Raw genomic sequence first — 23,561 nt, 5'->3', positions numbered from 1 at the left:
CCCGGCGGCTCGGCGGCGGGCGTTAGACGCCAGCTGGTGTGATGGGCGTCGGCGACGACAAGACAACCGCTCGCCTCCGCGAAGAAGGCGGCGGGGCATGGAGCCGCTCTGCCACCGGAGAGCACGGACAGTCACCATCGAACTCCGTCTCAACTCGCGACAGTTGAATAGGCGAGTTCCACCAGTAGGCCATGTCGATCTCCCCTGAACGGTCACAGGTCGTGCAATCGGCTGTCGGTGTCCTTGCTCCGATGGTCCTCCTCAGGAGGGCGGGAAGGGAGGGAGGCACCATGCCGTACGGCTCCTGCCGGAACGACGCATTGGGGTACGGCTTCGGCGCCGTGATCGCTGTTGTCCTCCTGGCGGCGGGTTGCGCGGGCACCACGGGCACTTCGAGAACCGGAGGCGCCGAGGCGGAAGGACTGCAGCCGTACCAGATGGACACCGCCAGGAGGCGCGCCACCAAACTGGGCGACTCGGCGGCGGTCGCCGCGGCGTACGTCATCGCCTCGAGCGGTGGCGGCGATCCGGATGAGGCGGAGCGCCGCATCAGGTCGCTGGTCACCGAACGGTTCGCCCACACCACGGGGCGAGTTCCCGCCGACGGGGGGACGGTTCGGGTGGAGCAGGTGTTCGCACCCGACGGGGCCCCTTCCCCCACCGCCGATCGGCGCTATCTGACCGTCACCGGATATCGGGGCGACCGGCCGCTGCAGGTGTCGCTGCGCCTGGTCCGCGTCGGCGGGCGGTGGCTCGTCGACGAGGTCTTCCTGTTCTGATGGGAGGGTGGCGCTGGGCGGTGGCCGTGGCCGCGTTCATGACCCCGCTGCTGATCGTCGTGTTCACTCTCGCCCAAGCCCCCGTCGACGACGCCGGGAAGGCGGTGCCGAGCGAGTTGGCGCTCAAGGACATCCCGCCGGAGTACCTGCGCTGGTACATGGACGCGGCCCAGACGTGCCCGCGCCTGTCGTGGACTGTGCTGGCGGCTGTGGGAAAGGTCGAGTCCGACCACGGCCGCGACCCCGCCTCCCGGCTTCCGAACTCGGCCGGGGCGCATGGGCCCATGCAGTTCCTGCCGGCCACGTTCGCCGCCCACGCGGTCGACGGAAACGGCGACGGCCGTACCGACATCGGCGACCCCGCGGACGCGATCTACAGCGCGGCCGCCTACCTGTGCGCCACGGGGGCGGCCACCGATGTGCGACGGGCGCTGTTCGCCTACAACCACGCCTGGTGGTACGTCGACCGGGTGCTCGCCAAGGCCGCCGCGTACGGCACTGCCACCACCGCTGTCGTCGCCGGCGACCTCGTCGCGGTGGTCATCGCCTACGCCCGACGGCAGATCGGCAAGCCGTACATCTGGGGCGGGACAGGCCCGGTCGGGTACGACTGCTCGGGCATCGTCTACGCGGCCTACAAGGCGGCGGGGGTGACGATCCCGCGGACGACGTTCGAGCAGTGGCCTTTCGGCGTTCGCATCCCGGCCGGGCAGGAGCAGCCCGGCGACCTGGTCTTCTTCTCCTCCGGCCCCGGCAACGGCCCGGGCCGTCCAGGGCACGTCGCTCTCGTCATCGGAGGCGGTCAGGCCATCGAGGCCCGCTGCACCCGGTGCGGCCCGATCAGAATCACCGCGTACGGCTCACGCGGGAACATCGTCGGATTCACGAGACCCCTCGCCAAGCCCGACCTGAAGCGTCGGCTCGCGGCGAAGTAGCGGGGTGATCTCGTACACGGCAAGCGGAGGAAATTTTTGCGACACGCGGGGCTGTAGGTGGTGGCGGTGATTCTGATTCTGGTAGACCTGTCGTTCGTGAGTGGAAGCAGGCCTGGACGCAAGTCGAAGGGGCGGCGGAAGGCGCACACCATCCGCTTCCCGGAGGAGCTGTACGCCGATCTGCAGAAAGACGCCGCCGCGGCGGGCTATACGCACTTCGGCGACTTCATCGTGGACGTGGTCGCAGCCATGCGCGACACCAAGCACTGGCCCAGACCGGACCACCAGCAGGAGCGGCTGAAGCTGAGTGCCTGAGTGGCAGGCTGCTTTCCCCATCCCTGGTAGGAGGATGCCCAGACCAAAACGAAAGCCCCCCGTTGGCCCGGGGGGCGTCCGCTAACCGCATGTGGGCTTCGGTCCAGGACCCGACTCGATGCGCCTGACAAACGTAATCCGAGTCGGATCCGAGGCCGTGGCCCTGTTGGAACTACAACCGGAGATGACGATACCAATGAGTCGTCCGGCTAGTGAAGCACGCCCTTCTATCGGCGTGTCGGCCGTGTCCCCATATGTCCGAGCCCTGCCCGTACGGCCCAGGGCCGGTACGGCTTTGCCGCCCGCGGGCGTCTTGTGGGCCCTCCCCAAGGCGGGGTCGGCCACGCATTGCGTTACGCGACCCGTCCGGGCGATTACCCCTGACACACTTCGGCATTACCCAGCGTGCAGGGGTCGTGACGTGGCAAAGTGTCTCGTCGTTCTCACTATGACGAGCGAGGAGGACCGGCCTGTGATGGGCTGCGAGAAAAGGGCGCTGCCCCCCAGAAGGGGGGTGCGCGCGGACTACACCCGAGTAGTGGCCTAGTTCCAGAAGGTTTGGCAGCCAGAACGAACTAGTGACCACTTCGAACAACCCCGTACAAGAGCAACCGAGGGCCCAGAGCTACCGAGATCTAGGGCTACCGATTGAGGTCTAGAGCTACCGAGATCTAGGGCTACCGATTGACTTTGTAAGAGTTACCGGAGACGACGATAGCATCCCGTCCTTCGGCTGGTAGAGGTTTGCCCGGAGACGACACGCCGGGGTACCAACTTCTCCTAGCCGACATACCAGCCCCCGGCTCCCCCGATGGGAGTCTCGCCGCCGCACGCGCGCTGGCCGCCGAGCAGTGGCGTCTGCTCGCGCCCGTGATCGCCCAGGCGCCGCGGATGCGGCTGTCCCCGGACGGCGGCGTGAGCTTCCCCAAGTGGCACAAGGGGCGCGGGTACGAGCACCCGCTGGACGAGGCCCTGCCGTACCGGCCTGCGACGGTCCCGGTGTTCCACACAGAAAGCCAGAGCGGCCGGCTCTTAGTGGCCGACTTCGACACGAAGCTCGCCCAGCACACGGACTCCCCCGAGACCCCCCGGGAGCAGGTCACACGGGAGGCAACGGCATTCGTCGAGCTGCTTGAACGGCTTGGCGGGCGTTGCATCCACGACTGCTCGCCCTCCGGCGGACGCCACGTCTACGTGCTGTTCGCGGCGGCGTTGCCGTACGAGGAGTTAAGGCGCGTCGCGCACGCCCTCGCCCGGCGCTACACGACACTCGACGCCTCCCCCATGAGCAACGTCTTCGGCCAGATCCGCCCTCCCGGCGCTCCCCACAAGATGCGGGCCGGTCAGCTGACCGGCTGGATGCGGCTCGACATGCCGCTCGACGCGGCCCTGGACGCCGTCCGGCGGCCATGCGGCCCGAAGGTGTGGAACGGACTGCTCACCGAGCTCTCCGCCGAGCTCCACGCCGTCTCCCCCGTACAGCAGGCCACCTTCGACGGGCCGCTCGACGCCGGAGGGGAACCGTGGCTGCCCCTGATCGGGGGCCGACGTCCGATCAGGGCGGACCTCGACGCGATGGCGCGGACCGGCGACCACCTTCGGGCCGGTTATCCGGACAGGAGCCGCGCCCGCCTTGCCGTACTGAACTCCGCGGCCGCGGCCGGCTGGCGGCTCTCCGAGGTGATCCAGGAGATGCGTTCGGGTCGCTGGCGGGGCCTGGCCGGGTTCTTCGGCAAGTACGGCGCACGCACCAAGGAACGAATCACCTCGGAATGGCGAAAAGCGGTCATTGGCACGGCCGGCGATAAACTTGCTTCGAAGACCTACACCAGGCGCCAGGACTCCACGCCCCCTGAGCTGCCCGAAGAGGGCTCGTGCCCGGAATCGATTGTGGCAGGGTCTGCTTCCATGAACCCCAGGCAGTTTCCTTTACGCAGTAAAGATGGACGTACCGACTACCAGCGGATCCGCACCTGGTGGAACGCCGTCTGGTTGGCGGAGCGAGACCCCGACCGGCAGGCGGAGTGGGGCCGGAGAGCCGTCACCGTGCGGCGCGTGCTCCGGGCCCTGGGCAAGGCGGCCCAGATGAGGGGGTCGACGACGGTCGAGTTCGGCGTACGGTCGCTGTCGCTCGCGTCGGGCCTGCACTGGACCACGGTGGCGGACGTTCTGGTGCTGCTGCGCAATGAAGACGATCCGCTGGTCGATCTGGTGATGAGCGGAGAAGGAGTCCGGGCCGACGTGTATCGGCTGCGCGTCCCCGACGCGTACCGCAAGGACGCCGCCTGGCGACGTTGGCGAGCCGGCTTCATCGAGGGGATTCATCCCGCGTTCTGGGAGCTCAGCGGCCCGAGCGCGCTGCTGTACGAGGTGCTGGGCGCTGAGGAGACGAAGGCCGGCGAGCTGGTCCGGCTCAGTGCTCTCGCCGACATCAGCGTCTGGCGGTCGCTGAAGGAGCTGGCGGCGTACGGCCTGGCGGTCAAGGGCGAACGCGGCTGGCGACGAGGCGAGGCGACCCTTGAGGAGGTCGCGAAAGAGCTCGGAGCGGACAAGCGGATGGCCGAGCTCGTCGAGCTGTATCGGGAGCAGCGTCGCGAATGGCACGAGCTGCTCGGCATCCTGAAGGCGACGAAGGAGGACGAACGGGCGCGGGGCGTGGGCCCGGATGAGAGGTCCCTCAGCGAGCTCGCCGACCTGCTGGCCCAGTTCGAGCCGCCGCCCTGGCTGGGCGACGAACCCGACCCGCCCGACGAACTACCGCTCAAGATCCCCGATGAGGACCCCGAGTGGCTCTCCCTGTGGCGTCATCAAGTCGAGGACCTCGGCCTGGTGACGATGACGCATCGGCTCATCCGTTCGAAGACGTAGGGCAGTGGCGGCTGAAGGGTACTCCCACGGCGATATCTCGCACCGGTCCCGAGATCTCTTCCGGTAGGCCCTCCCGCCCGAAGCTGACCCCAGCCCCAAGGTAGAGGCGGGCTAGGGCTCGAAGCGCAGTCCGCGCAGGAGCAGGTCGATCAGGCGGCGCGGGTCGTAGTCAGGGTCGTCGTCGCGACCAATGCAGAGGTTGCCGATGCCCCGCATCAGCTCGTACGGCCGGGTGCCGGGTCTGATCTCGCCCGCCTCGACCGCGGCGTCGAGCAGTCGGGCGGCGACGGGCAGAAGCCGGTCGAGGAACTGGGCGTGCAGGGTGGCGAAGCCGGCGCTGTCGGACTGCAGGGCGTCGGCCAGGCCGTGTTTGGTGACCAGGAAGTCGACGAACAGATCGACCCATTGGCGGAGCGCGGCCAGGGGGCTGTCGGCGCTGGCCAGGAGGGCGGGGCCGGCCTCGGCGCAGGCCTCGATCTGGTGGTGGTAGACGGCGGTGACGAGGTCAGCCCGAGTGGGGAAGTGGCGGTAGATCGTGGCCAGGCCGACGCCCGCCCGCGCCGCGATCTGGCGGATCGGTGCGTTGACGCCCGAGGTCGTGAACACCTCGGCGGCCGCGGTGAGCAGCGCCTGCTGGTTGCGGATCGCGTCGGTGCGCTTGCTTCGGGCCGCCGTCTTCCCGCCGGGTTCCTGGCTGGCCATCGGACTCCTCGCGACAGAATTGACAAAACGGATCGTTGTTCCGAATATTAAGGGGAACGATGTTCCGCTTCAGTTTAGCGAACGTCCCGACCCCCCTGCCCAACCGAAAGGGATCACATCGTGATCACATCCCGCACTCTCGACCGACCCGCTGCCGTGCTGTCGTACAGCCCGGTGGTGCTACCGGTGCCCGGCCGTCCCGTGGACCTTCACTTACGGGTGTCGGTTCCCCAGACGGGCGCCAAACTCCCGGTGATCTTGCTGTCGCACGGGCACGGGCCGTCGAACAACCTGTCCTCGCTGAACGGTTACGCGCCGCTGGCGAGCCTGTGGGCGCAGCTGGGGTTCGCGGTCGTGCAGCCGACCCACCTGAGCTCCCGGACGCTGAGCTCCGTTCTTGAGGGCGAGCCAGGTGGGCCGTTCTTCCTGCGGTCGCGTCCCGAGGACATGACGCACATCCTCGACGCGCTGGAGGAGATCGAGAAGACCATGCCGGGGCTCGCCGGGCGGCTCGACCACGACCGGGTCGCGGTCGCCGGGCACTCGCTCGGCGGCTTCTCCGCCAGCCAGCTCCTCGGCGTCCGGCTCACCGACGACCCCGACTCCGACCTCCGCGACCCGCGGATCAAAGCCGGAGTGCTGCTGGCCGCACCGGGCCGGGGCGGCGACGTCCTCAACGGGCCCGCCGCCCACTTGGTCGCCGACTTCCACAGCATCGACTTCTCCACCATGACCACGCCCACGCTGGTCGTCACCGGCGACAAGGACAACCCCGCGCACTTCACTGACATGGGCCCGGCCTGGCACGCCGATCCCTACCACCTCGCCCCCTCGCCCAAGACCCTGCTCACGCTGTACGGCGCCGAGCACGGGCTGGGCGGGATCGCCGGCTACGATGCCGCCGAGACCACCGATGAGAACCCCGCCACGGTCACCGCCCTGGCCCGGCTTACCGCGGCCTACCTGCGCAGCGAGCTCTACCCCGACGACAACGCCTGGGACGCCGCTCAAGCAGAACTGACTACCGGAGCAGACGCGGTCGGGCGAGTCGAGGCCAAGTGAGGCAGGGACGGGAGCCTGGGCATTTGACGGCCCGGGCTTCCGTCTACCTCCTACCGGCGGGATCCGCCACCCATGGTTCGGCCGCTGGTGTCGGTATTAGAAGGTTTGACGACACCATCTGATCGAGCCCTGCGGACCCCCTCGGAAACCGGGCATCGAGCGACGAACCGTGACGTCAAGCGATCGGTTCCGCACCGAAATTGACGACAGGATTTCCCGACGGGAGGATCGAGCTCCACCCGTCCAGAGGAGAGCCCGGTGCAGATCGTCTACTCCCGCGTCTCCACCGCGACCCAGTCTCTGCTGCGGCAGCGACATCCGGGAGTGTCAAGAAGGAAAAGGGCTCTGTCCCGTAATCGGTGGTGGCGCTGAGTGACCACCTGCCAGCCTGAGGCGTGCTGAAGATCAACAATCTGGTGGGCGTGGTGTTCTCGGGGCTATCTGACCTGGTCATCGAGGATGTGGTGGACGAGAACGACCTCATTCGGGTCATGGCCCGCACTCGGGATGAGCCTGTTCCGTGCCCGGTCTGCGGGGTGCTGACCGCCCGTGTACACGGCTTCTGCGGCCGGACGGTCACGGACGTCCCGGTCGACGGGCGGACAGTGGTGGTGTCGGTGAGAGTACGGCGCCTGGTCTGCCCGGCACTGGGGTGCCCACGGCAGACGTTCCGTGAACAGGTGCCGGGGCTGCTGGAGCGCTACCAGCGCCGCACCAACAGGCTCACCGGCCGGCTGGCAGCGGTGGTCAGAGAGCTCGCGGGCCGGGCGGGCGCGCGTCTGTCACATGCGCTGGACGTCGCGATGTCGAGGTCCACGGCGCTGCGGCTGCTCATGCGGTTGCCGCTACCGCCACCGCGGGTCCCCCGAGTGCTCGGGGTCGATGACTTCGCTCTCAGCCGGGTTATCTTGAGCTGATCACTTGGGCAGAGGCTGTGACCTGCATCCTCTTGTTGAGGACGATGTCTTCGACGAGGCGATGCAGGTCGTTTTGACGCTGTGTCAGCAGGGGCCGATTGTGATCGAAGAGTGTCCTCGGGCTGCCTCGGGTCCATCCAGGACCGGGAGGCCGGCGGCGCGGAGTTGGCCGAGGGCGTGGGCGAGTTGCTCGCGGAGCCGCTGGTTGTCGGCGGTGAGTTCACGGTTCCGGATCAGAGCGGTCTCCAGACGGCGAGCGATCGAGGCGTCGCTGCCGCGTTGGGCAGCCGGAGCGGCGGACGGTAGCGGCCTGCGAACCAGGGTTCGGAGGCGTTCGATCTCGGCGCGGATGTCCGGCTGGGTGTAGAGCCAGGAGCGTGAGACCTGGGCGGCTCGGGCGACGACCTCGAAAGTCACCGGGGCGCCGGCGGTGTCGAGTTCGCGGAGGGTCTTGATGGCCTTCGCGCGGGCAAGTTCGTGGCGTCGCCGGGCGGCGGTCGCGAGGTGGGTGCTGTTGTCAGCCCGCATCGGCTGCCTCCGCTTCGTCGTCCTGGTCGAGGGCATGGATGATGCGGTTGAGGTTGCCCAGGACCTGCTGGTTCATCTCGGCAAGCCGCTGCTGGCCGCGGGCCTCGGCGGCGGAGATGATCTGGATGACGTGCTCACGCTGCTGGCGATGTTGGGGCAGGAACTCCCGGGTTGTGATGAACATCGGGCAGGTCAGACAAGCGTTCGCGTGTGGGCAGGTCTTCACCGCAGGCAGGCCGCAGTAGCCGTTGGGCAGGGTCTGGGTGGCGCGTCCGACGCGGTGCTTGGCCCAGGCGGCCTCGGCGAGGGGGCCGTCGGGGTCGAGCGTGACGCGCTCGCCGCTGATGTTGACCTTGCGGGCCTTCTCCCAGTGGCGGCGGACGGTGGTGTCGTGCAGACGTCGGGGGATGCGCGCCCCGGTGCTGGCCGTCGGGGACGGTGCACTGGGGTTTTGGGCCGCGCTGGGTGAGGTGTTTCCGCAGACCAAAGCCCAGCGGTGCTGGTTCCACAAGATCGCCAATGTGCTCGGGTCGCTACCGAAGTCTGCCCACCCGGCGGCGAAGAAGGCCTTGGCGGAGATCTGGAACGCCGAGGACAAGGACCACGCCCTGACCGCGGTGAAGGAGTTCCAGAGCACCTACGGCGCCAAGTACGGCAAGGCGGTCGCGAAGATCGTCGATGACCTCGATGAGCTGCTGGCGTTCTACGACTTCCCCGCCGAGCATTGGGTGCATCTGCGCACAACGAACCCGATCGAGTCGACGTTCGCCACTGTGCGGCATCGGACCAAGGTCACCAAAGGCCCCGGATCGCGGGCGGCTGGGCTGGCCATGGCCTTCAAGCTGATCGAGTCGGCCCAGGCTCGCTGGCGCGCGGTCAACGCACCCCACCTGGTCGCCTTGGTCCGCGCCGGAGCCACGTTCGTCAACGGCAAGCTCGTCGAACGACCCGACGAAACCCCCTCCGAGGACTCATCCTCGATAGCCGCCTAAAGAATCTTGATCCACAGGTATTGACTATTGCTCGACCGGCAACTCGAAGAAGCCCTCGCTCACGGCCCTGACCCACTCCACCTCGCCGCAGTCTTCGGCCTCGATCCCAAGACCGCCATCCGCTACGCCGAGAACGCCCGCACCCTCCTCGTCACCACGGCCGAGGAACAGGATCCCGCCAGTCGAGACGAACCCAAGGGTCCACACCCCATATAGAGCCTGAAGACCCTTCGGTTCATCCCGAGGAACCTTCAGTTCACCTGAACTCTGGGATTTCTCGGGCCGTGAGCAACAACGGAACGGCCAGTGGCGATAGCGGGCTGAAGTCCGGCGAATCGTCCCGTAAACCCGTCCCGGAACTCAACGTTGCAGGCCGAGTTTCGAGATGGCTTTCGGGACGGCTCGACCTGGGGATCTTCAACAAGATCAGCATGTCTCGTATTCGAGCGTTTCCGGGACGCCTGTCGTCGCCGAACCCACACCCTGACCCAGCCACCCGCATCGGAACGGCCAGCGGCGGTAACCCGCCGGGCTTCAGCCCGCTATCGCCACTGGCCGTTCCGATGTTGCTCACGGCCCGTCACCGTCCGCTGGCGCGGCTCGTACGGCTATCTGACCCGGCCACTGGGACGACGACCAAGACGATGTCGGCTTCCCGCTGGCCCGCATCGAACACCTCGGCTCCTCTGAAAGGTTGGCGTTCGCGATCTATCAGGCGAGCAGTGACAGCTATCAGGAGTCGGTCCTGCTGAACGGTCAACCCGTTGGCACGCCCAACGAAGCACTCGACTGCGCGTGCACCATTCATCTCGCCCAGATCGACGATCACACTCAGTGATCAACCGAACCCCTTAGGAATCTTTGAGGCGCTGCACTAGGTTGTCGGCATGCATCCTCGCTTATGGGGTCTTGGTCTTTTCGGCGCGGTGAGCATCGTCGTCGGTGCTTTGGCACTGGGGGCGTCCGGGGGGCAGAGCCACTATGTAGCGTTCGGCCTAGTGGTCTGCGTGGGCGGTGCGCTGCTGGTGTTGGTGGCTGTCGCCGCTCTTCGGATCGGTCGGATGGGGTGGCTGGTCACGATAGGGCTGACCCTCGCCGGGCTGTTCTTCAGCTTGCTAGTGGCACGCGAGGACGTGTGCTGCATGTACGGCTACCATCGTGGCCTGGGCTATCCCTGGGGATGGCTGGACAGTTACATAGTCGCCGAAGACATGGCCGTTATCGACGCGGCGAGGTCCGACCCCGCCGTGCTGGAAAAGAAGGTCGACTGGCTGAAGGTGGTATTGGACGGGCTGTTCTGGTTGCACGTCGCACTGCTCTTCGTAGTGCCGGTCACGTGGCTGCACCGGTACGTCCAGGCGCGGCCGAAAGCACAACCCCCGGTGCCGTGAAGCGGAAGCCATTGTGGGGCACTAGACGATTTGGGCTGATCTGGCGCACTCGGCTATGTAGCGTCGGGTGCGGGCTCCAGCGTCAATCTCTTGTACGGTCTCAGAGAGCCAAGACGGACCGACGTCGGCGAGCAGCACGCGCACCTGATTCTCATCCACGCGAGCGCGCCCGAAGGGCCAATCCAAATTTCTTGTCACATTGATCTCACCCGCATCAACCGCAGGACTTGATCACCCGCACACCATCTCCCTGGACGCGAAAAATGTATGCCCGTGCCCGGCCACTTCGCTTGCATGGCCGGGCACGGGCTACGTCAGAAAATCAGGTCCGGTGTGCGTAGTACCAGGCGTCGGAATTCGACGCGAGGAAGCTGCTGAGCGGCTTGTTGTGCGTGTTGTTGGAATGGTAGGTGAGATACAGTTCGTCGGCGTACACACCGGACCCCGACCGGCCCGTGACGAAGATTGAATGACTGAGGGTGCCTGTTTTGAAGAAGTCGACCTGCAGCACGTCGGCGGTCAGCATCTTCCAGATGTTGTCCAGATGGCTTGTGCGCTTGGACTCGATCTGGGCGAACCAGTACCAATTCTCCGCAGCCGGCCACGTGTAGCTCGTTGTAATGGTGAGGCTACCGTAGTACCAGTTGGCGTTGTCGGAGCGACTGTCCCCTGGGTAGGAGCCTACTTCAGCCCATCCCCCCGCCTTGACTATCTGTGAGATGAAGTTCGTGCAGTCACCCCCGACGCCGTCGTATGTTCGATAATTCGAATTGTAGTTGTTCCAATACTTGTTGGCGTAGTCCAGCATCGCGGTGTAGTCGTAGACAGCGAGCGTCGCGTTCCGGGTCGCCTTCGTCTTGTCAGGAGCCGCAGCGGTGCTGTGGTTGGTGGGTCGATCGGTTGCGGAGGCATCCTTGTTGGGGGAGACAGCCGACGTGGTGGGCATATCGACCGCTATAGTCGGCTGGGTGTCGGGTGCCAGTTCGCCGACCGCCAGTTCTGGACTGGTCTCTTGCAGCACCCACCGGTTTCCCCTTCGCTCGAAGACGAAGCGGTGTCGAAGGCTGTACTCCTCGAATGTCGGCGCGTCGGGATAGGTTCGCGCGAAGTGCAGCTTGGCGTGCTCGGTCGCCTTCAACTCGATGGTGCCACCATGCAGTGTGGTTTCTTCCACACCGGAGATCGTTACTTCGGCCCGCTTGTGGCCGCCGTTCACCTTCCGGAGGAGATCCCGTCGAGCGTCGATCGCTGATATCTCCGAGGCCAGTTTGCCTGCGAATCGATCCCCGATCTCCACCGCGGTGATGCCCTGTGCCGCCGACGACTCGCTCGCGAGACGGTCTGCGCGGTACTGCAGGTACCGCTGTGCCAGGTCGGAGAGCTCCGGGGCGGCTTGCGGCGCTGACACGGTTGCCGCACGGGCGTCGTTCGACATGGTCAGCGTCGTGATCGCCACCAAGAAGGCGACGGTGCAACTCAGGAGACGATGTATAGGAGGGGTATAGGATAATTTCATGTGCGTCTGAACCCTTCTCTGCCTGTTGACTCCGATAAAGCACGCAGGCGGGCGACCCCTTCGTCGCCCTAAGCGGGAGAGTGTGATCGGCACCGAGGTCTGCATCTCTCCGCGATCACCAAACAATCTTTACTGGCAGAAGTCAAGTGATCGTGTAAGATTCAATCAATTTATTATCAATGTGGATCTTCACGCCTGACTGGATGTTGTAGTCGGACGTTCACGATTAGTGGTCAGGGATGCTTGTGGGTGGTGATGTCATATCCGGACTGCAGTGAGTTGACCTTGGGAATTCGCGGAGATGGGGCACTGAACGTAACCGGAGATGAACCACTCATCGTAATCGAATGAACACAATTTTCGGTCGGCGTGGGGAGCTATCAATGTGGAGGCAAGCTCTCTCGATTCTTTCAAAATTGTGTGCACTCGATTACGAGGAGTGCGAATTTTGGTTGTGTCCAATCTCGACTTTCCGCCGAGAACGCCCGCACCCTCCTCGTCACCACGGCCGAGGAACAGGATCCCGCCAGTCGAGACGAACCCAAGGGTCCACACCCCAGAGCCTGAAGACCCTTCGGTTCATCCCGAGGAACCTTCAGTTCACCTGAACTCTGGGATTTCCCGGGGCATGACGAGCATCGGAACGAAAAGTCCCGTTAGTGGAACAGAGTTGAGCGGCTTACCGTGACTTTCCGTTCGAATGCGCTTCGCGGGCGCGTCCCCGCAGGTCAAGACCACAGGTTGGGGGCCAGTGGGCCGTGACGCGATTCAGACGGGGAAGCGATCCACGCGCAGCACAGCGACCTCACCTTGCCGATCGAGCAGGACGTAGGTCACCGAGATGCCCTTGTAGTCCCAGACGTACATGTTGCCGGTTGGGCTGAGCTTGCGGCCGTTACCGGGAGTCAGCCGGAGGACTTCGTAGATCTCCAGCAGGACACTGATCTCGGCGTCGAACAGGTCGTCGATTTGGGCTTCGGCAACGTCGCTGCCCATTCGGATGGTGTACACCTACCGCTGGACTTCGCGGCGGGCCAGCACCTCGGCCAGTGTCGGGCCTGCCGTACGCGCACCGGACTGCAGTTGCTCGGCCTCTCGGTGCATTCGCTGCCAGTCGGCCGGATCGGCGGCGGCGCGGGTGGCGATGCGCCACCACGCGGACAGGAAGTCATCCAGCGCCGCCAGGTTGACGACGGGCGCGTGGGTGATCTCTTCGAGTTCGGCGTCGAACGCGGCGACGTTGGCCGGGGGCAGGGCCGCGCGCACGGCGGTGAAGGTCCGCTCAATTTGCGGATGGGGACTCTCGTGCCGCTGGACGGTCATGACGACGCCTTACCTTTTGCCCGGTTGCCACGGTCATCTCAGCTTATCGAGCGGGCTGGACAGAACGCGGCACTCCCAGGACGCCTGTTCCACCCTTGGAAGTGCCCGGCCAGGTGGCTGGACGACGTTCCGTCGTGTCGGCTTGCATAACTTCTAGTGCCAATATCCGTCGTAGTAGTCGACCAGGTGCTGGGCGTCTGGGCCGGCCGAAGCGGCGGCGACTGTGAGGTCGGCCTCTCGGAGGATCTCCGACCGCACCAGTGGCGGCACCGACGCCGCGGGCACCTTCTGGCCGTCGCGGTGGAAGGTCATTGGGTTGGTCGCGCACAGCGCGTCCAGGTCCCAGCCCTCGTCGGACATGCCCTCGACGACGCGCAGGAGCCAGCGGGCCTGCCAGCCCGCAAGGTCGCGCACCACCTCGCCCTGCCCCTCGTGACAGTCATGCTCCCAGTAGCCGATCGACACGCCGGTCCAGCCGTGCCGGATCAGCTCCGTCCGGGCCAGGTTGTAGCGCACGACGTGACCGGCGACGCGGTCTGGCTCTTCCACGTACACCTCGCGGAAGACTTGTTCGAACGGCTGCGTCAGACCCCTCTCGCGCCACGCACTCACCTCCTCGGCGCTTGCGTCGGCCGGGTGCCATAACGCGACAGGGCCCTCGGGGCGGTGCCCGGCCAGTTCCCAGCCGTCGACGGTTCTGACTGGCAGGCCAGAGGGGCCGCCGGGGATCCGCCACACCAGGGCGCGTGCGTCGGGGCCAGTGACGGGGTGGTCGAGGAGGTACTCGCCGACGTCATGCCAGGTCCATTCGCGCTGGTGGATGAGCGCCTGCTCCAGGCGGTGGCGCGCGGCCGTGCGCGCCTGCTCGATCTCTCTGGGCGTGGCGGCGGCGGGCAGAGTGCGGTCGAGGAACTGGTCGCGGGTCAGCGCGGCCGCGTCGGCGAGCGCGTCGAGCGCGCGAGTGACATTCTCCTGTACGGACGCCGCCCGCACCCGCGTCTGAATGAACGCCAGCGGGGTGACTGTCTCGGGTCCGCCACGACGGGCCAGCACGCCGACAGCCCCGTTGGCGACGGTCTCGCTGCGGCAGGTGGAGCCGGGGCCATCGTGGCCGGTGCCGCAGGTGACGGCGGCGTCGGCGAGCAGCGACGGGATCCAAGGTTCGTCAATGACCTCGCAGGTCCAGATCAGGTCGCGCGCCGCCGAGACGGTCCGGCCCTTCAGGAAGCGGTCCTCGCTCCAGCTGATGTCGGCGTGATGGCAGACGAACGGGCCGCCCCGGTAGGCGGCCAGGCGGGTGACCAGCTCGTGGACCAGGGCGATGGCCTCAGGAGTGAGCAGGTCGCGGACGACCGGCAACCAGCCGTCGCCTGGGGCCGGTGTGTCAGCGGTGGCCCAGTGACGTAGCAGCGGCAGCATTCCGGCCAGGCGGAGGCCGTACTCCTCGGCCAGCATCGTGGCGAAGGGGTCGGCCTCCCCGATCACGTTTCTGACCGCACCGTCTGGACCATCTTCGGTGAGCAGGCTCTCCAGGAGCGGCTGGAGCTCTCCGAGGTCCGTCAGGTGGCCGAACAGGTCGCGGCGCTGTTGCGGATGGAGCAGATGGGCGGCTGACAGCGGAATCCGATAGAGCTCCTCGTGGCGAGTGTGGCCTTGGCGGGCCCAGTAGCCAGCGCGTTCGGCCAGGTTCCAGGCGTCGTCGGGAGTCCAGTCGACGGCGCGCGCGGCCACGGTGCGGACCAGGCGCAGGACGCGCTCGTCGTAGTCGTGGCCGCCCTGCGGGCTGAGCCAGAGCTTGGTGTGGGCGTAGGTGCCGTAGAGGCGCCAGTCGGTGCCAGGGCCGGGGTCGAGGCCCTGCTCGGTGAGGGCGTCGAAGCGCTGGTAGGCCTCTTTGGTAGCCGGTTCCAGATGATCCCAATTTCCCGCGAACGTCACCCGGTGATCGTAGTCGCACGATGTCCGAATGAAGATCGCCGTTCTGGACGGCTACCGATGGGTTGCTCGAGACCTGGGTGTCCGGCGTCCTTCTCTTGGAGGTGGCCCCAGCCGGCCATCTAGCGACACAGCCCTGTTCACAGAGGTGCCGAGCTGGGGTTTTGCCTCTCAGCTGTGCGTGTTCTCAAAGTCGTGACCGTCTCCGCTCCCAAGAACACGATCTTCTCGGAAACCGTTGACCTGCGCAGATCAGCTTAGTTTGGGGTTAGGGACATGTTCGGGAGGAGGAGGCCTTGATGGAGCGTCTCGCCCACCTATGGGCGGGCCGCGATCGCTAATCGTCCATCGTTCAGCTTCCGCACCGTAAGCAAATCGAGATCCAACTCGCGAAGCTTCTGCATTACCGCAGGTCAGCGGCATATCCGTTAGAAATTTCTTCATTGCTACCGGGACCCCATGACCCCGCCATCGAGTTCTTCGTCGACGCCCTGGGCTTCGACCTGGTCGAGGACTCGCCCTCGCTGACGAACGACGGCCGTCCGAAGCGATGGGTCGTCGTCCGGCCGCCGGGTGGTGGAACCGCCATCCTGCTCGCGCGGGCGGATGACGAACGCCAGGCCGCTGTGGTCGGGAACCAGGTCGCCGGGCGGGTCGGGTTCTTCCTGCGTGTGGAGGACTTCGACGTCGCCTACGAGCGTATGACGGTAGCCGGGGTCGAGTTCGTGACCTCGCCGCGTGCCGAGCCGTACGGGCGGGTCGCCGTGTTCCTGGATATCGCCGGCAACCGGTGGGACCTACTCGGCCCTCCGCTCCCGGACATGCCACCGGCCGCCGGGTAGCGGAGTGAGGGACCAAGCTTGAGTTCGAACCCGGCCTGTGCGCGCCGGGGGCTTCGGTGGCCCTCACTGCGGCTGAACGGCGATCGATTCGGCGGAGAGCGTGACCTCGACGGTGATGTGCGGATTGTCCAGCCGCGGGAGCCGAAGCCCACGCTTGAACTCCTCGGTATCGTCCGGCATCACCTTCGGCTGAACGGTGACCTTGACCTGGCCGGTCTCGTCATCCGGGTGCGCCGTCATCGTGGCCACCTCGGGACGGGATCGGAGCCAGGAGACGATCGTGTCCTGGGCCCGCCGGAGCTCCGCGGTGGAGAATTCCTTGCCGCCGATCAGGGTGACCTCCATGGGGAGGGTCCTGGCCAGCTCGATCGCGCGAGCCGGGATGGGACCCTTGAAGCCGACGCGCAGCCCCCGATGGTCGTCGACGTATCCGACGCCGGAGATCTCGTCAGGGAACTCCGCATTGAGTTTGTCGATCACCCGGCTGTTGGACGACTGTGCGCCGAAGCGGTCGATGGCCTCCTCATAGGAGATGCCCTCCGATTTGGCGATGGTCCCGATGTCGACCAGCTCGGCGTAGGGAATGCCGTCGATCGTCACGTCCGGTTCGGTCACCGCGGGGTCGTAACCGTCGAAGTCCGTCGGCCTGGGGGACGAGGTAGCGGCCACCCGGGCCGCGTACCGTTTGACGACCTCCTCCAGGGGTCGGCCCGACGACGCCGCCTCTCGTTTGAGCCGCTCCAGGGTGGGCCGATGCGGTGTGGGCTGATCGGCCCGCGGCAACACGATCGTCTCGGTCGAGGCCACAGCGAATATCGGATCGGCACCGGACTGGCCGCAGGCGCACAACGACGCGAGCAGCGCGATGACGGTCAAACGCGATCTCTTCATACCGAAGGGACGTGCCACCGACCTGGAGGGTTCATCGGGCACCCCCTTCAGGACGGGGGGCGTAGCCCGTTCATCCGGGTGCGCCGGCCACGTAGTCCACCGCGGCCTTGGCAGCTCACCGATGTGCCGCGGGAAACCGGCCCTCCTGCTCCGGCTGGGGACATGTTCGGGGACGGAAGGCGTCATCGCAGCCGTTTTCGCGCGGGGAGGCTCGCTGCTGATGCGAACACGGAGTCTCCCGCTGAGTTCACCGCCGGCTTACGGCCTGAGACGACCGATGAGGGTCGGTGCGTACATGCGAACGCACCCCTTGCAGGCCGAACAGGATGAGAAGCTCGACCACGCCGCCGTCGGCGCTGCCCAGCCAGTGCGGCAAGGACGTGTCGAACTCGGCTGCTTCACCGGGCGGCAACGTCAGGTCGCGCTCGCCGAGCACGAGCCGCAGGCGACCGTTGAGCACATAGAGCCATTCGAAGCCTTCGTGCGTCTGCGGGGTCGGCTCGAGGGGTTCCGGCCGGGCAGGGATGATCATCTTGAACGCGTGCACCCCGCCGGGCCGCCGGGACAGGGGCACAAAGGTCATCCCGAACCGCTTGATCGGCTTGAGGTGTATCCGGGGGTCGCCCGTGCGCGGGGCACCGACCAGGTCGTCCAGCGGAACGTCGTAGGTACGGGCCAGGGGCAGCAGCAACTCCAGGGTCGCCCGGCGCTGCCCGCTCTCCAGCCGGGACAGGGTGCTCTCTGACACACCGGTCGTCGCCGCCAGGTCGGCGAGGGTGATGCCACGGTCACGGCGCAGCGCACGCAGCCGCGGCCCCACCGCGTCGAGCACGTCGTCGTCCGTCCTGTGATCCATCAGGCCATCTTGCCAGAACTGCAAGATTTCGTGCCAAGTGTGGCGTGTCTGGCAAGACTGAGCACATGTCACAGAGGAGTCCTGATGAGCACACTGATGCGATCACGTTCTGGGACGGCGTCCACGCGGGCCGGCCGGCGGCCACCGCCCCGCAGCCGAATGCCCGCCTCACCGAGACGGTCGCGAGCCTGCCGCCGGGCGACGCACTGGACCTCGGATGCGGCGACGGCGGCGACGCGCTGTGGCTCGCCGGCCGGGGGTGGCGCGTCACCGCTGCCGACATCTCGGCCGTGGCGGTCGAGCGGCTAGCGGCCCTCGCCCGTTCATGCGGCCTGGGCGACCGCGTCATCGCCGTACGGCACGACCTGCACACGTCTTTCCCGCAGGGCGGATTCGACCTGATCTGCGCCCACTACCTGCACACCCCTTTCGACCTGGACAGATCAGCAGTCCTGCGCTCCGCCGCGCACGCACTGCGCCGGGGAGGGCGCCTGCTGGTCGTCGACCACGGCTCGACCGCGCCGTGGTCGTGGAACCAGGATCCCGATGTCCGGTACCCGAGCCCGCAGGAGGTCGCCGCGGGTCTCGAGCTGGACCCGGCGACATGGACGGTCGAGCGGGCCGACGCACCCCGCCGGATCGCGACCGGACCGGGCGGGCGCACCGCCGAGGTCATCGACCACGTTCTGCTCATCCGCCGCACCGCATGACAGGGCGGCCGGCGCCGCTCCCGACGCAGGAAGAAGATCACTGTGCCCAGCACCACGCGCCGCGACCGTCGCGGCGACACCCCGCCGCCCCGGACCGGAGGCAGCGAGACCGAGACCCTGCGCGGAATCCTCGACTACCTCCGGACCTCGATCGCCGCGAAGGTCGACGGCGTACCCGAACCGCAGGTGCGGACAGCCGCGGTGCCGTCGGGCACGAACCTGCTCGGCCTGCTCAACCACCTGACCTCTGTCGAACGCTCGATGTTCCTCGGGGACGACGTCACCGACTGGCCGGCGACGTTCCAAGCCGCACCGGCCGACAGCGTGGCCGATGTCCTCGCCCGCTACCGAGAGGCGGTCGAACTCGCGAACGAAGTGCTCGAAGGGTGCACCGATCTCGACGCACCGATCCCTCGACCGCGGCCGGGACGCCCCGCTCCCAGCGTCCGCTGGGCCCTCACCCACATGATCGAGGAGACCGGCCGTCACGCGGGTCATGCGGACATCCTCCGCGAACTGATCGACGGCACGACCGGGCGCTGACCCCGATATCGCCCCGGTTACATCGAAGACCTGTAACCGGGGGCGATATCGTCTCGGCGGTCACCCTCGTGGTCCACGGGCTGGCGCAGGTGGTGTCGTGTTCGCGGCCGGGCCGGACCTGCGAGGTCCACAGGGGCCACCCGTCGGGGTCGGATCGGCCGCCAAGGCGATGGGTGCCGCTCTGCAACCTCGCTGCAGCGACGACTCGTGCATCATCTGGTAACGAACAGACGCCAGATTTCTTTCCGAATTCTCCCAGTTTGAGGTCTTCCCGTATAACTGCGGGAATACGTCAAGGAGGGTGGATGAGCGTTCGGGGGCGACGCCCTGTCCGCATGGTGCTGGCGGTCCTGGCGGCCGCGCTGGTGGCAGGTCTGATGGTGGGATGCCTCGCCCGCCTGCTGATGCGCGCGATTTCGCTGGCCATCGGGACGAGCGCGGGAGGCTTCTCCATCGCCGGGACAACGATGATCATCGTCGTGTTCGTCGTGCTGGCCGTACCGGCCGCCGCGACCGCCGGATCTCGCCGAGCGATCAGGATCGGCGGCCGGTGGGTGACCGCGGGGGTAGCGGGGTGGGCTGCGGCCCGCGCCGGTTTCGCCGATGCACAGGCTCTCGTTTTGGCCGATGAGGGACGCCTGCCGCTGCTCGCGGCGCTGACCACGGCTTTCGCGGCTCTGGTGGTGGCTTACGGGCACTTCGCACAGCACATGATGCGCAGCTTGGCGAGTCTGCCTCATCAGATACCGCGGGACGAGGAGCTGGCATAGCAGCACAGGGACCGCCAGTGGCCTTCCCGGCAGCAGCCCGCACAGCGGCAGACCAGACCAGCCTCACGGGCGCCTCGGCGAACGCCCCGCCCGCCGATGCCGAGCCGACCCCTGACGACGAGGCCGCCGTCGCGACGTGTGTCGGTTGTCAGCGTGTCGAGTCGTCGTCCAGGAGGTAGGCCTCGATGGCGGCGGAGACGAGCTGGCTCACGGAGTCGGCTCCGGTCTCGGCCACGAGATCCCTCAGCACCTGGTACTCGGCCTGGGTGATCTGGATGGTCCACAGTGTCCGGGCCTGCTGCTCGCTGATCCGCCTGCGGCCGCGGCGGGCGGCCCGGCGGGCGGGGAACAGGCTTCCCTCGGCGCGGGGGGCCACCTGCCGCGCTTCGACCAGATGCTGCAGGACGTCCTGGGTGGAGTCGATCGCGTCGAAGGCGATCTCGGCGTTGAGACGGCCGGTGCTCTCCCGTTCCCGGCGGATCGCCTGTACGGCCTCAGGAAGCACATAGACCGACAACTGGGAGGTGACCTCCACGTCGAGGTCTTCGACCGGCACGGAGGTCCGTGCGGGCTGCGCGCGAGGCGTCGGCGTGGCCGTCGGCCGTACGGCGCGCGGCTCCCGGACGGCGGGGGCGGCGGGAGCCGTACGGGATGCCGCGGGCCGCCTGGGCTTGGCCGGCGTGACATGAGAACGATCAGCCCCGGCGGGCGCGGTGCGGGCACGTTCCTTGGCCGGGGGAGCCGTGCGAGTGGGGCTCCCGTGATCCTCCTGGGTCCGCTTCGGCACGGTGGACGTGCTCGCCGGCTCCGGCTTCGCTTCGGGCTCCTCACGTACGGCAGGAGCGTCGTTCTCACCCGTTTCCGCAGGCGCTGCGGGTTGCTCGACGGGAGGCGCCTCTTCGGGTCGGGTCCGTACGGCTCCCGCCTCCGGCTGGTCTTGACGCGCCGGCGACGGAGACTTCCTGGAGAGGATGCCCCCGAGGGCGGTCGCGGGCGTTCCGAAGATCGAGGACAGGTCGTCGCTCATACGGCGGCCTCCTGCTCGGCCGCGGCCAGGACGCTGAGAACCTCGACCGCGAGCGCCTGGTAGTCGGAGGAGACACTGGCCGCGGTGGGCGAGATCCGTTCGATCCGCTTGCCTTCACGCAGGGCCTGCCACCACTGCGGCTGGTCCTTGGCGGCCTGCTCCAGCTCGTGGGCCAGGCGCCCCTTGCGCGAGTCGACCGCGACCCGCTCCGAGTGGCGGATGAGCGTCTGGAACATCGGGGACTGCCCGCCGAACGCCGCCGCGACCTTCTCGCGGACCTGCGCGTGGATCTGGGTGGAGGTGGTGCCGGTGGCGAACAGCACCACGCCGAGGAGCCCGATCGACGGGTTGATCTTTCGGGCTTTCACGAAGCGCTGGGCCACCAGCCGCATGCCCTCGACGCCGCCGTCGTCGCTCTTGGTCGGGATGAGGACCCATCGGGCCGCCCCCAGCGCGAGGTCGTCCAGGATCGTGTTCTCGGGCGGGCAGTCGATGATCACCAGGTCGTATTCGGTGGCCGTCTGCGCGAGCACCTTGGCGAGCGACAGGAACGCCGTCTCCCCGTGGTTCTGGATGCGCGTCAGCATGACCCCGGTGAGGTTCTCCAGCTGGGTCCCGCCGGGAATCACATCCAGGTTCTCGCGAATGCCCTTCACCGGGGTCATGGGCTGCCCCGTCATGATGGCCGTCAGCAGTCCCGCCCCTTCGTCATCGACCTCGGGCTTGTGCCGGTACCCGAGGTCCTGCGCCAGATTGGCCTGTCGGTTGAGGTCCACCACCAGTACGCGGTAACCCGCCGATGCCGCCTGTCCCGCGAGGTTGCCCGTGATGGAGGTCTTACCCACCCCTCCCTTCTCGTTGACGACCGCGATAACGCGCTTCAGTGCTTCGGCTCGCGCCGCCTCGTCCTCAACCCATCCAACGGGGCTGCCCATATCGGTTTCCTTTATCTCTGGTTGTAGTCCGCATCCGTGGTAGCAGAGGCGCGATGGGGCGTTCAAGCACCGGAGCGGTTTGAGTCTCCGGCGTGTCCCTGGTTCCGCGTCATATCCCCGGGTTCTGCTACTGAGCACACATCTGCCATTGCGGGCAGGGGACCCCGGCCCGCCCTGCTCCCGTGACCTTGCCGCTCCGCCTGTACCTATCCTCGCGGGTAATCCTGTGCTGGTCCTTGCCCACTCACTCCCTGGCGCTCTGACGGACAAGCTATCGGTCCACCTATCGGTCAAGCTGAAATCCTGTCGTAATTACTATTTATTTCCCATCTTCTAAGCATTGTAATTTACGATGTATATAACTACTGGTTTGCGTATCTAAATTACTATCATAAGCCAATCTTATATCCCATCTATTCTCCAATTTATTTACTTATCTAATTGTCTATTGATTACCTATCGATCTATCTATCGGTCTCTACCTGCGAATATGCTCTCCGGCGTGCGTTGAGGTGATCTAGCGAAGAGTCATTATACGATCTTCGCTTGAGTGGCCTCAGAACCGAGATTCATGGCCGATTCGTCCGTCGGCGAGCATGGAAGGAGAAGGCTCGATCCGAGTCTGGGTACCGTCTCTCCCCGTCGCTTACTTACTTTGTAAAGGGGCTTGCCGGTTGCCTGACACCGACCCGGTTGGACGGCCTGATTCCGCCAGCGCATCCGTCAAGTCAGCCGGTCCCACATCCCGATAATCCGGCTCACCGAGTGGCCGACGTCATCACCGAGGCCATCCCGGCCGCCTGTCTGACTCGACCGCGCTCGTGCGGCGCTCCCCGACCTGGCCGCCTCGCCGCTCTGACAGGCGAAGGCTCATATTCAACCGGTCGCGCTCGACGTCACACCTGAGCCCATGCTCACACGCCCCTGGCTGAACCGGTGACCGAGCCCGTCGCGCCGGCGCGAGCCGTACGGCGCGCGACCGACACGCTCGCATCCCGGCGTGACGGAACAGGTGAGCTCCACGGTGGTCGCTCTCTTCTGATAATGGTGATCGACCGTGTACAGGTCGCATGCATCCCGCCGGGCGTTCGCAGCGACGCCGGCAAGGCTTTCCACATACGGAAGCTAGATTGGTCGGTATGACCGCTCAGCCTCTGGAGTCCTCCGGACCGCGTGATCCCGGTGAGGATCCTGCCGCGATCTTCGAGGCGCTTCCACCGTCGCATCGTGCCCGGTTCCGGGCGGAGTACGAGGAGGCTCTGGAAGCCGCCCACGACTTGGCCCGCTTCAAGCAAGTGCAGATGCTGTTGCGTCAGTGGCGCCTACGGGCGATCGCCTACTCCCGCCCGGGTTACGAGGAGGCCGTCCAGGACGCGCTCCAGCAGCGAGCCGAGATGTTCACTCGCTACACCCCGCCGGAGTGGGAAGGCCGGGTGTGAGCTACAAGTTCGACGGGTTTCACGGGCGCGCACTTTACGAGCTGAACGGTCTTCCCGAGGAGGTCCGGGACGCCCGCTGCTGGAGCGCCTCATCGAACTCCTCCGTGATCCGTGGGACGCTGTCGCGGAGCGTCCCGGCCAGTCCGTGGTGAGACAGGCTTTCTTCGGAGACAACAGTCAGGGGATGATCACATTCATCCTCGATGAGGAGACCCTGTCCTTACGGATCATCGACATCCTCTGGGTCGGCTGACCTTGAATTTCTGCCGCGGTTACCCGTCGTACTCC

At 66.6% G+C, this 23,561-nt stretch carries 24 protein-coding genes and 3 pseudogenes; 14 read left to right on the top strand and 13 right to left on the bottom strand.

Translation table 11 applies throughout. From position 1 onward, the window contains the following. The first annotated feature begins 290 nt into the window (after nucleotides 1-290). The 4 genes from AP234_RS33530 (at nucleotide 291) to AP234_RS33515 (ending at nucleotide 4,897) form a co-directional block, all read left to right on the top strand. Entirely contained in the window at nucleotides 291-779 is a 489-nt protein-coding gene (locus tag AP234_RS33530) for a hypothetical protein (RefSeq protein WP_055483786.1), read from the top strand. Then, nucleotides 779-1,714 carry an NlpC/P60 family protein gene (locus AP234_RS33525; RefSeq protein ID WP_055483785.1) on the top strand — a complete coding sequence of 312 codons (936 nt, stop codon included), beginning with the start codon at nucleotides 779-781 and terminating at the stop codon, nucleotides 1,712-1,714. Before AP234_RS33530 ends, AP234_RS33525 begins: the two co-directional genes overlap by 1 nt. A 66-nt stretch (nucleotides 1,715-1,780) precedes the next feature. Further along, on the top strand, nucleotides 1,781-2,029 hold the full coding sequence (locus AP234_RS33520) for a hypothetical protein (protein WP_152990770.1): 249 nt from the start codon (nucleotides 1,781-1,783) through the stop codon (nucleotides 2,027-2,029). A 744-nt stretch (nucleotides 2,030-2,773) separates the two neighbouring features. Then, nucleotides 2,774-4,897, top strand: a complete 2,124-nt coding sequence (locus AP234_RS33515) for a hypothetical protein (RefSeq protein WP_152990769.1) — start codon at nucleotides 2,774-2,776, stop codon at nucleotides 4,895-4,897. A gap of 111 nt (nucleotides 4,898-5,008) precedes the next feature. Here AP234_RS33515 and AP234_RS33510 read toward each other — a convergent pair whose 3' ends face one another. Further along, on the bottom strand, nucleotides 5,009-5,599 hold the full coding sequence (locus AP234_RS33510; protein WP_055483782.1) for a TetR/AcrR family transcriptional regulator: 591 nt from the start codon (nucleotides 5,597-5,599) through the stop codon (nucleotides 5,009-5,011). Between the two features lie 117 nt (nucleotides 5,600-5,716). Here AP234_RS33510 and AP234_RS33505 point away from each other — a divergent pair, with 117 nt between their 5' ends. Both AP234_RS33505 and AP234_RS33500 read left to right on the top strand, forming a co-directional pair. Continuing rightward, nucleotides 5,717-6,661 (top strand): alpha/beta fold hydrolase, encoded by a 945-nt coding sequence (locus AP234_RS33505; protein WP_152990768.1) that lies wholly within the window; start codon nucleotides 5,717-5,719, stop codon nucleotides 6,659-6,661. A 395-nt stretch (nucleotides 6,662-7,056) separates the two neighbouring features. Further along, nucleotides 7,057-7,563 (top strand): annotated as a pseudogene (locus tag AP234_RS33500) (transposase family protein); the annotation flags it as partial. Nucleotides 7,564-7,662: 99 nt separating this feature from the next. Here the strand turns inward: AP234_RS33500 and AP234_RS33495 are convergent. Then, nucleotides 7,663-8,106, bottom strand: coding sequence for a DUF6262 family protein (locus AP234_RS33495; protein WP_055483780.1), 444 nt, complete (start codon nucleotides 8,104-8,106; stop codon nucleotides 7,663-7,665). Further along, nucleotides 8,096-8,290 (bottom strand): hypothetical protein, encoded by a 195-nt coding sequence (locus AP234_RS38280; protein WP_055483779.1) that lies wholly within the window; start codon nucleotides 8,288-8,290, stop codon nucleotides 8,096-8,098. The genes AP234_RS33495 and AP234_RS38280 overlap by 11 nt, the downstream gene beginning before the upstream one ends. Nucleotides 8,291-8,492: 202 nt before the next feature. Between AP234_RS38280 and AP234_RS33485 the strand changes: the two are divergent. After that, nucleotides 8,493-9,098: pseudogene (locus tag AP234_RS33485) on the top strand (IS256 family transposase); the annotation flags it as partial. Nucleotides 9,099-9,122: 24 nt separating this feature from the next. Here AP234_RS33485 and AP234_RS37540 read toward each other — a convergent pair. Next, nucleotides 9,123-9,305: a hypothetical protein gene (locus AP234_RS37540; protein WP_055483778.1), complete on the bottom strand. Its 183-nt coding sequence runs from the start codon at nucleotides 9,303-9,305 to the stop codon at nucleotides 9,123-9,125. A 487-nt stretch (nucleotides 9,306-9,792) separates the two neighbouring features. Between AP234_RS37540 and AP234_RS37535 the strand changes: the two genes are divergently transcribed. Together AP234_RS37535 and AP234_RS33475 are read left to right on the top strand one after the other, a co-directional pair. Beyond that, nucleotides 9,793-9,936, top strand: coding sequence for a hypothetical protein (locus AP234_RS37535; protein ID WP_160330537.1), 144 nt, complete (start codon nucleotides 9,793-9,795; stop codon nucleotides 9,934-9,936). Between the two features lie 88 nt (nucleotides 9,937-10,024). Continuing rightward, entirely contained in the window at nucleotides 10,025-10,489 is a 465-nt protein-coding gene (locus tag AP234_RS33475; protein ID WP_152990767.1) for a hypothetical protein, read from the top strand. 322 nt (nucleotides 10,490-10,811) lie between these two features. Here the strand turns inward: AP234_RS33475 and AP234_RS33470 are convergent, their stop codons facing one another. From AP234_RS33470 to AP234_RS33455, 4 genes are all read right to left on the bottom strand, one after another. Further along, nucleotides 10,812-11,945, bottom strand: a complete 1,134-nt coding sequence (locus tag AP234_RS33470; RefSeq protein WP_055483776.1) for an amidase domain-containing protein — start codon at nucleotides 11,943-11,945, stop codon at nucleotides 10,812-10,814. A gap of 828 nt (nucleotides 11,946-12,773) precedes the next feature. Continuing rightward, a complete protein-coding gene (locus AP234_RS33465; RefSeq protein ID WP_152990766.1) occupies nucleotides 12,774-13,001 on the bottom strand; it encodes a hypothetical protein in 228 nt (75 codons plus the stop codon). A 15-nt stretch (nucleotides 13,002-13,016) separates the two neighbouring features. Further along, nucleotides 13,017-13,328, bottom strand: coding sequence for a DUF6247 family protein (locus tag AP234_RS33460; RefSeq protein ID WP_055483774.1), 312 nt, complete (start codon nucleotides 13,326-13,328; stop codon nucleotides 13,017-13,019). Nucleotides 13,329-13,481: 153 nt separating this feature from the next. Continuing rightward, nucleotides 13,482-15,263, bottom strand: coding sequence for a DUF4132 domain-containing protein (locus AP234_RS33455; protein ID WP_055483773.1), 1,782 nt, complete (start codon nucleotides 15,261-15,263; stop codon nucleotides 13,482-13,484). 440 nt (nucleotides 15,264-15,703) lie between these two features. Between AP234_RS33455 and AP234_RS33450 the strand changes: the two genes are divergently transcribed. Then, nucleotides 15,704-16,102, top strand: a complete 399-nt coding sequence (locus AP234_RS33450; RefSeq protein WP_235558537.1) for a VOC family protein — start codon at nucleotides 15,704-15,706, stop codon at nucleotides 16,100-16,102. A gap of 63 nt (nucleotides 16,103-16,165) precedes the next feature. Here AP234_RS33450 and AP234_RS33445 read toward each other — a convergent pair whose 3' ends face one another. Together AP234_RS33445 and AP234_RS33440 are read right to left on the bottom strand one after the other, a co-directional pair. Continuing rightward, nucleotides 16,166-16,978: a hypothetical protein gene (locus AP234_RS33445; protein ID WP_055483771.1), complete on the bottom strand. Its 813-nt coding sequence runs from the start codon at nucleotides 16,976-16,978 to the stop codon at nucleotides 16,166-16,168. A 262-nt stretch (nucleotides 16,979-17,240) separates the two neighbouring features. Next, complete coding sequence (locus AP234_RS33440; protein WP_055483770.1) at nucleotides 17,241-17,849, bottom strand: helix-turn-helix domain-containing protein; 609 nt, start codon at nucleotides 17,847-17,849, stop codon at nucleotides 17,241-17,243. 65 nt (nucleotides 17,850-17,914) lie between these two features. On the opposite strand from AP234_RS33440, the gene AP234_RS33435 reads away from it, so the two are divergent. Continuing rightward, complete coding sequence (locus AP234_RS33435) at nucleotides 17,915-18,559, top strand: class I SAM-dependent methyltransferase (protein WP_055483769.1); 645 nt, start codon at nucleotides 17,915-17,917, stop codon at nucleotides 18,557-18,559. A gap of 42 nt (nucleotides 18,560-18,601) precedes the next feature. After that, the gene (locus tag AP234_RS33430; RefSeq protein WP_055483768.1) at nucleotides 18,602-19,102 is read left to right on the top strand and encodes a DinB family protein; all 501 of its coding nucleotides are present in this window, start codon (nucleotides 18,602-18,604) and stop codon (nucleotides 19,100-19,102) included. A gap of 82 nt (nucleotides 19,103-19,184) precedes the next feature. Here the strand turns inward: AP234_RS33430 and AP234_RS39760 are convergent. Continuing rightward, a pseudogene (locus AP234_RS39760) lies at nucleotides 19,185-19,283 on the bottom strand (IS5/IS1182 family transposase); the annotation flags it as partial. A gap of 154 nt (nucleotides 19,284-19,437) precedes the next feature. Between AP234_RS39760 and AP234_RS33425 the strand changes: the two are divergent. Beyond that, the gene (locus AP234_RS33425) at nucleotides 19,438-19,872 is read left to right on the top strand and encodes a hypothetical protein (RefSeq protein ID WP_055483767.1); all 435 of its coding nucleotides are present in this window, start codon (nucleotides 19,438-19,440) and stop codon (nucleotides 19,870-19,872) included. A 148-nt stretch (nucleotides 19,873-20,020) separates the two neighbouring features. Here AP234_RS33425 and AP234_RS33420 read toward each other — a convergent pair whose 3' ends face one another. Continuing rightward, nucleotides 20,021-20,899, bottom strand: a complete 879-nt coding sequence (locus tag AP234_RS33420) for a hypothetical protein (protein WP_055483766.1) — start codon at nucleotides 20,897-20,899, stop codon at nucleotides 20,021-20,023. Continuing rightward, nucleotides 20,896-21,834, bottom strand: a complete 939-nt coding sequence (locus AP234_RS33415) for a ParA family protein (protein WP_055483765.1) — start codon at nucleotides 21,832-21,834, stop codon at nucleotides 20,896-20,898. The genes AP234_RS33420 and AP234_RS33415 overlap by 4 nt, the downstream gene beginning before the upstream one ends. 1,139 nt (nucleotides 21,835-22,973) lie before the next feature. Between AP234_RS33415 and AP234_RS33410 the strand changes: the two genes are divergently transcribed. Next, nucleotides 22,974-23,273 (top strand): DUF6247 family protein, encoded by a 300-nt coding sequence (locus tag AP234_RS33410; RefSeq protein WP_055483764.1) that lies wholly within the window; start codon nucleotides 22,974-22,976, stop codon nucleotides 23,271-23,273. Nucleotides 23,274-23,561 lie beyond the last annotated feature (288 nt).

Origin of the sequence: Sphaerimonospora mesophila (assembly GCF_001417795.1) — a bacterium.
GTDB classification, from domain to species: Bacteria; Actinomycetota; Actinomycetes; order Streptosporangiales; family Streptosporangiaceae; genus Sphaerimonospora; species Sphaerimonospora mesophila.
The sequence above is the reverse complement of the archived record's forward strand: the minus strand, read 5'-3'. Positions and strand labels throughout refer to the sequence as shown.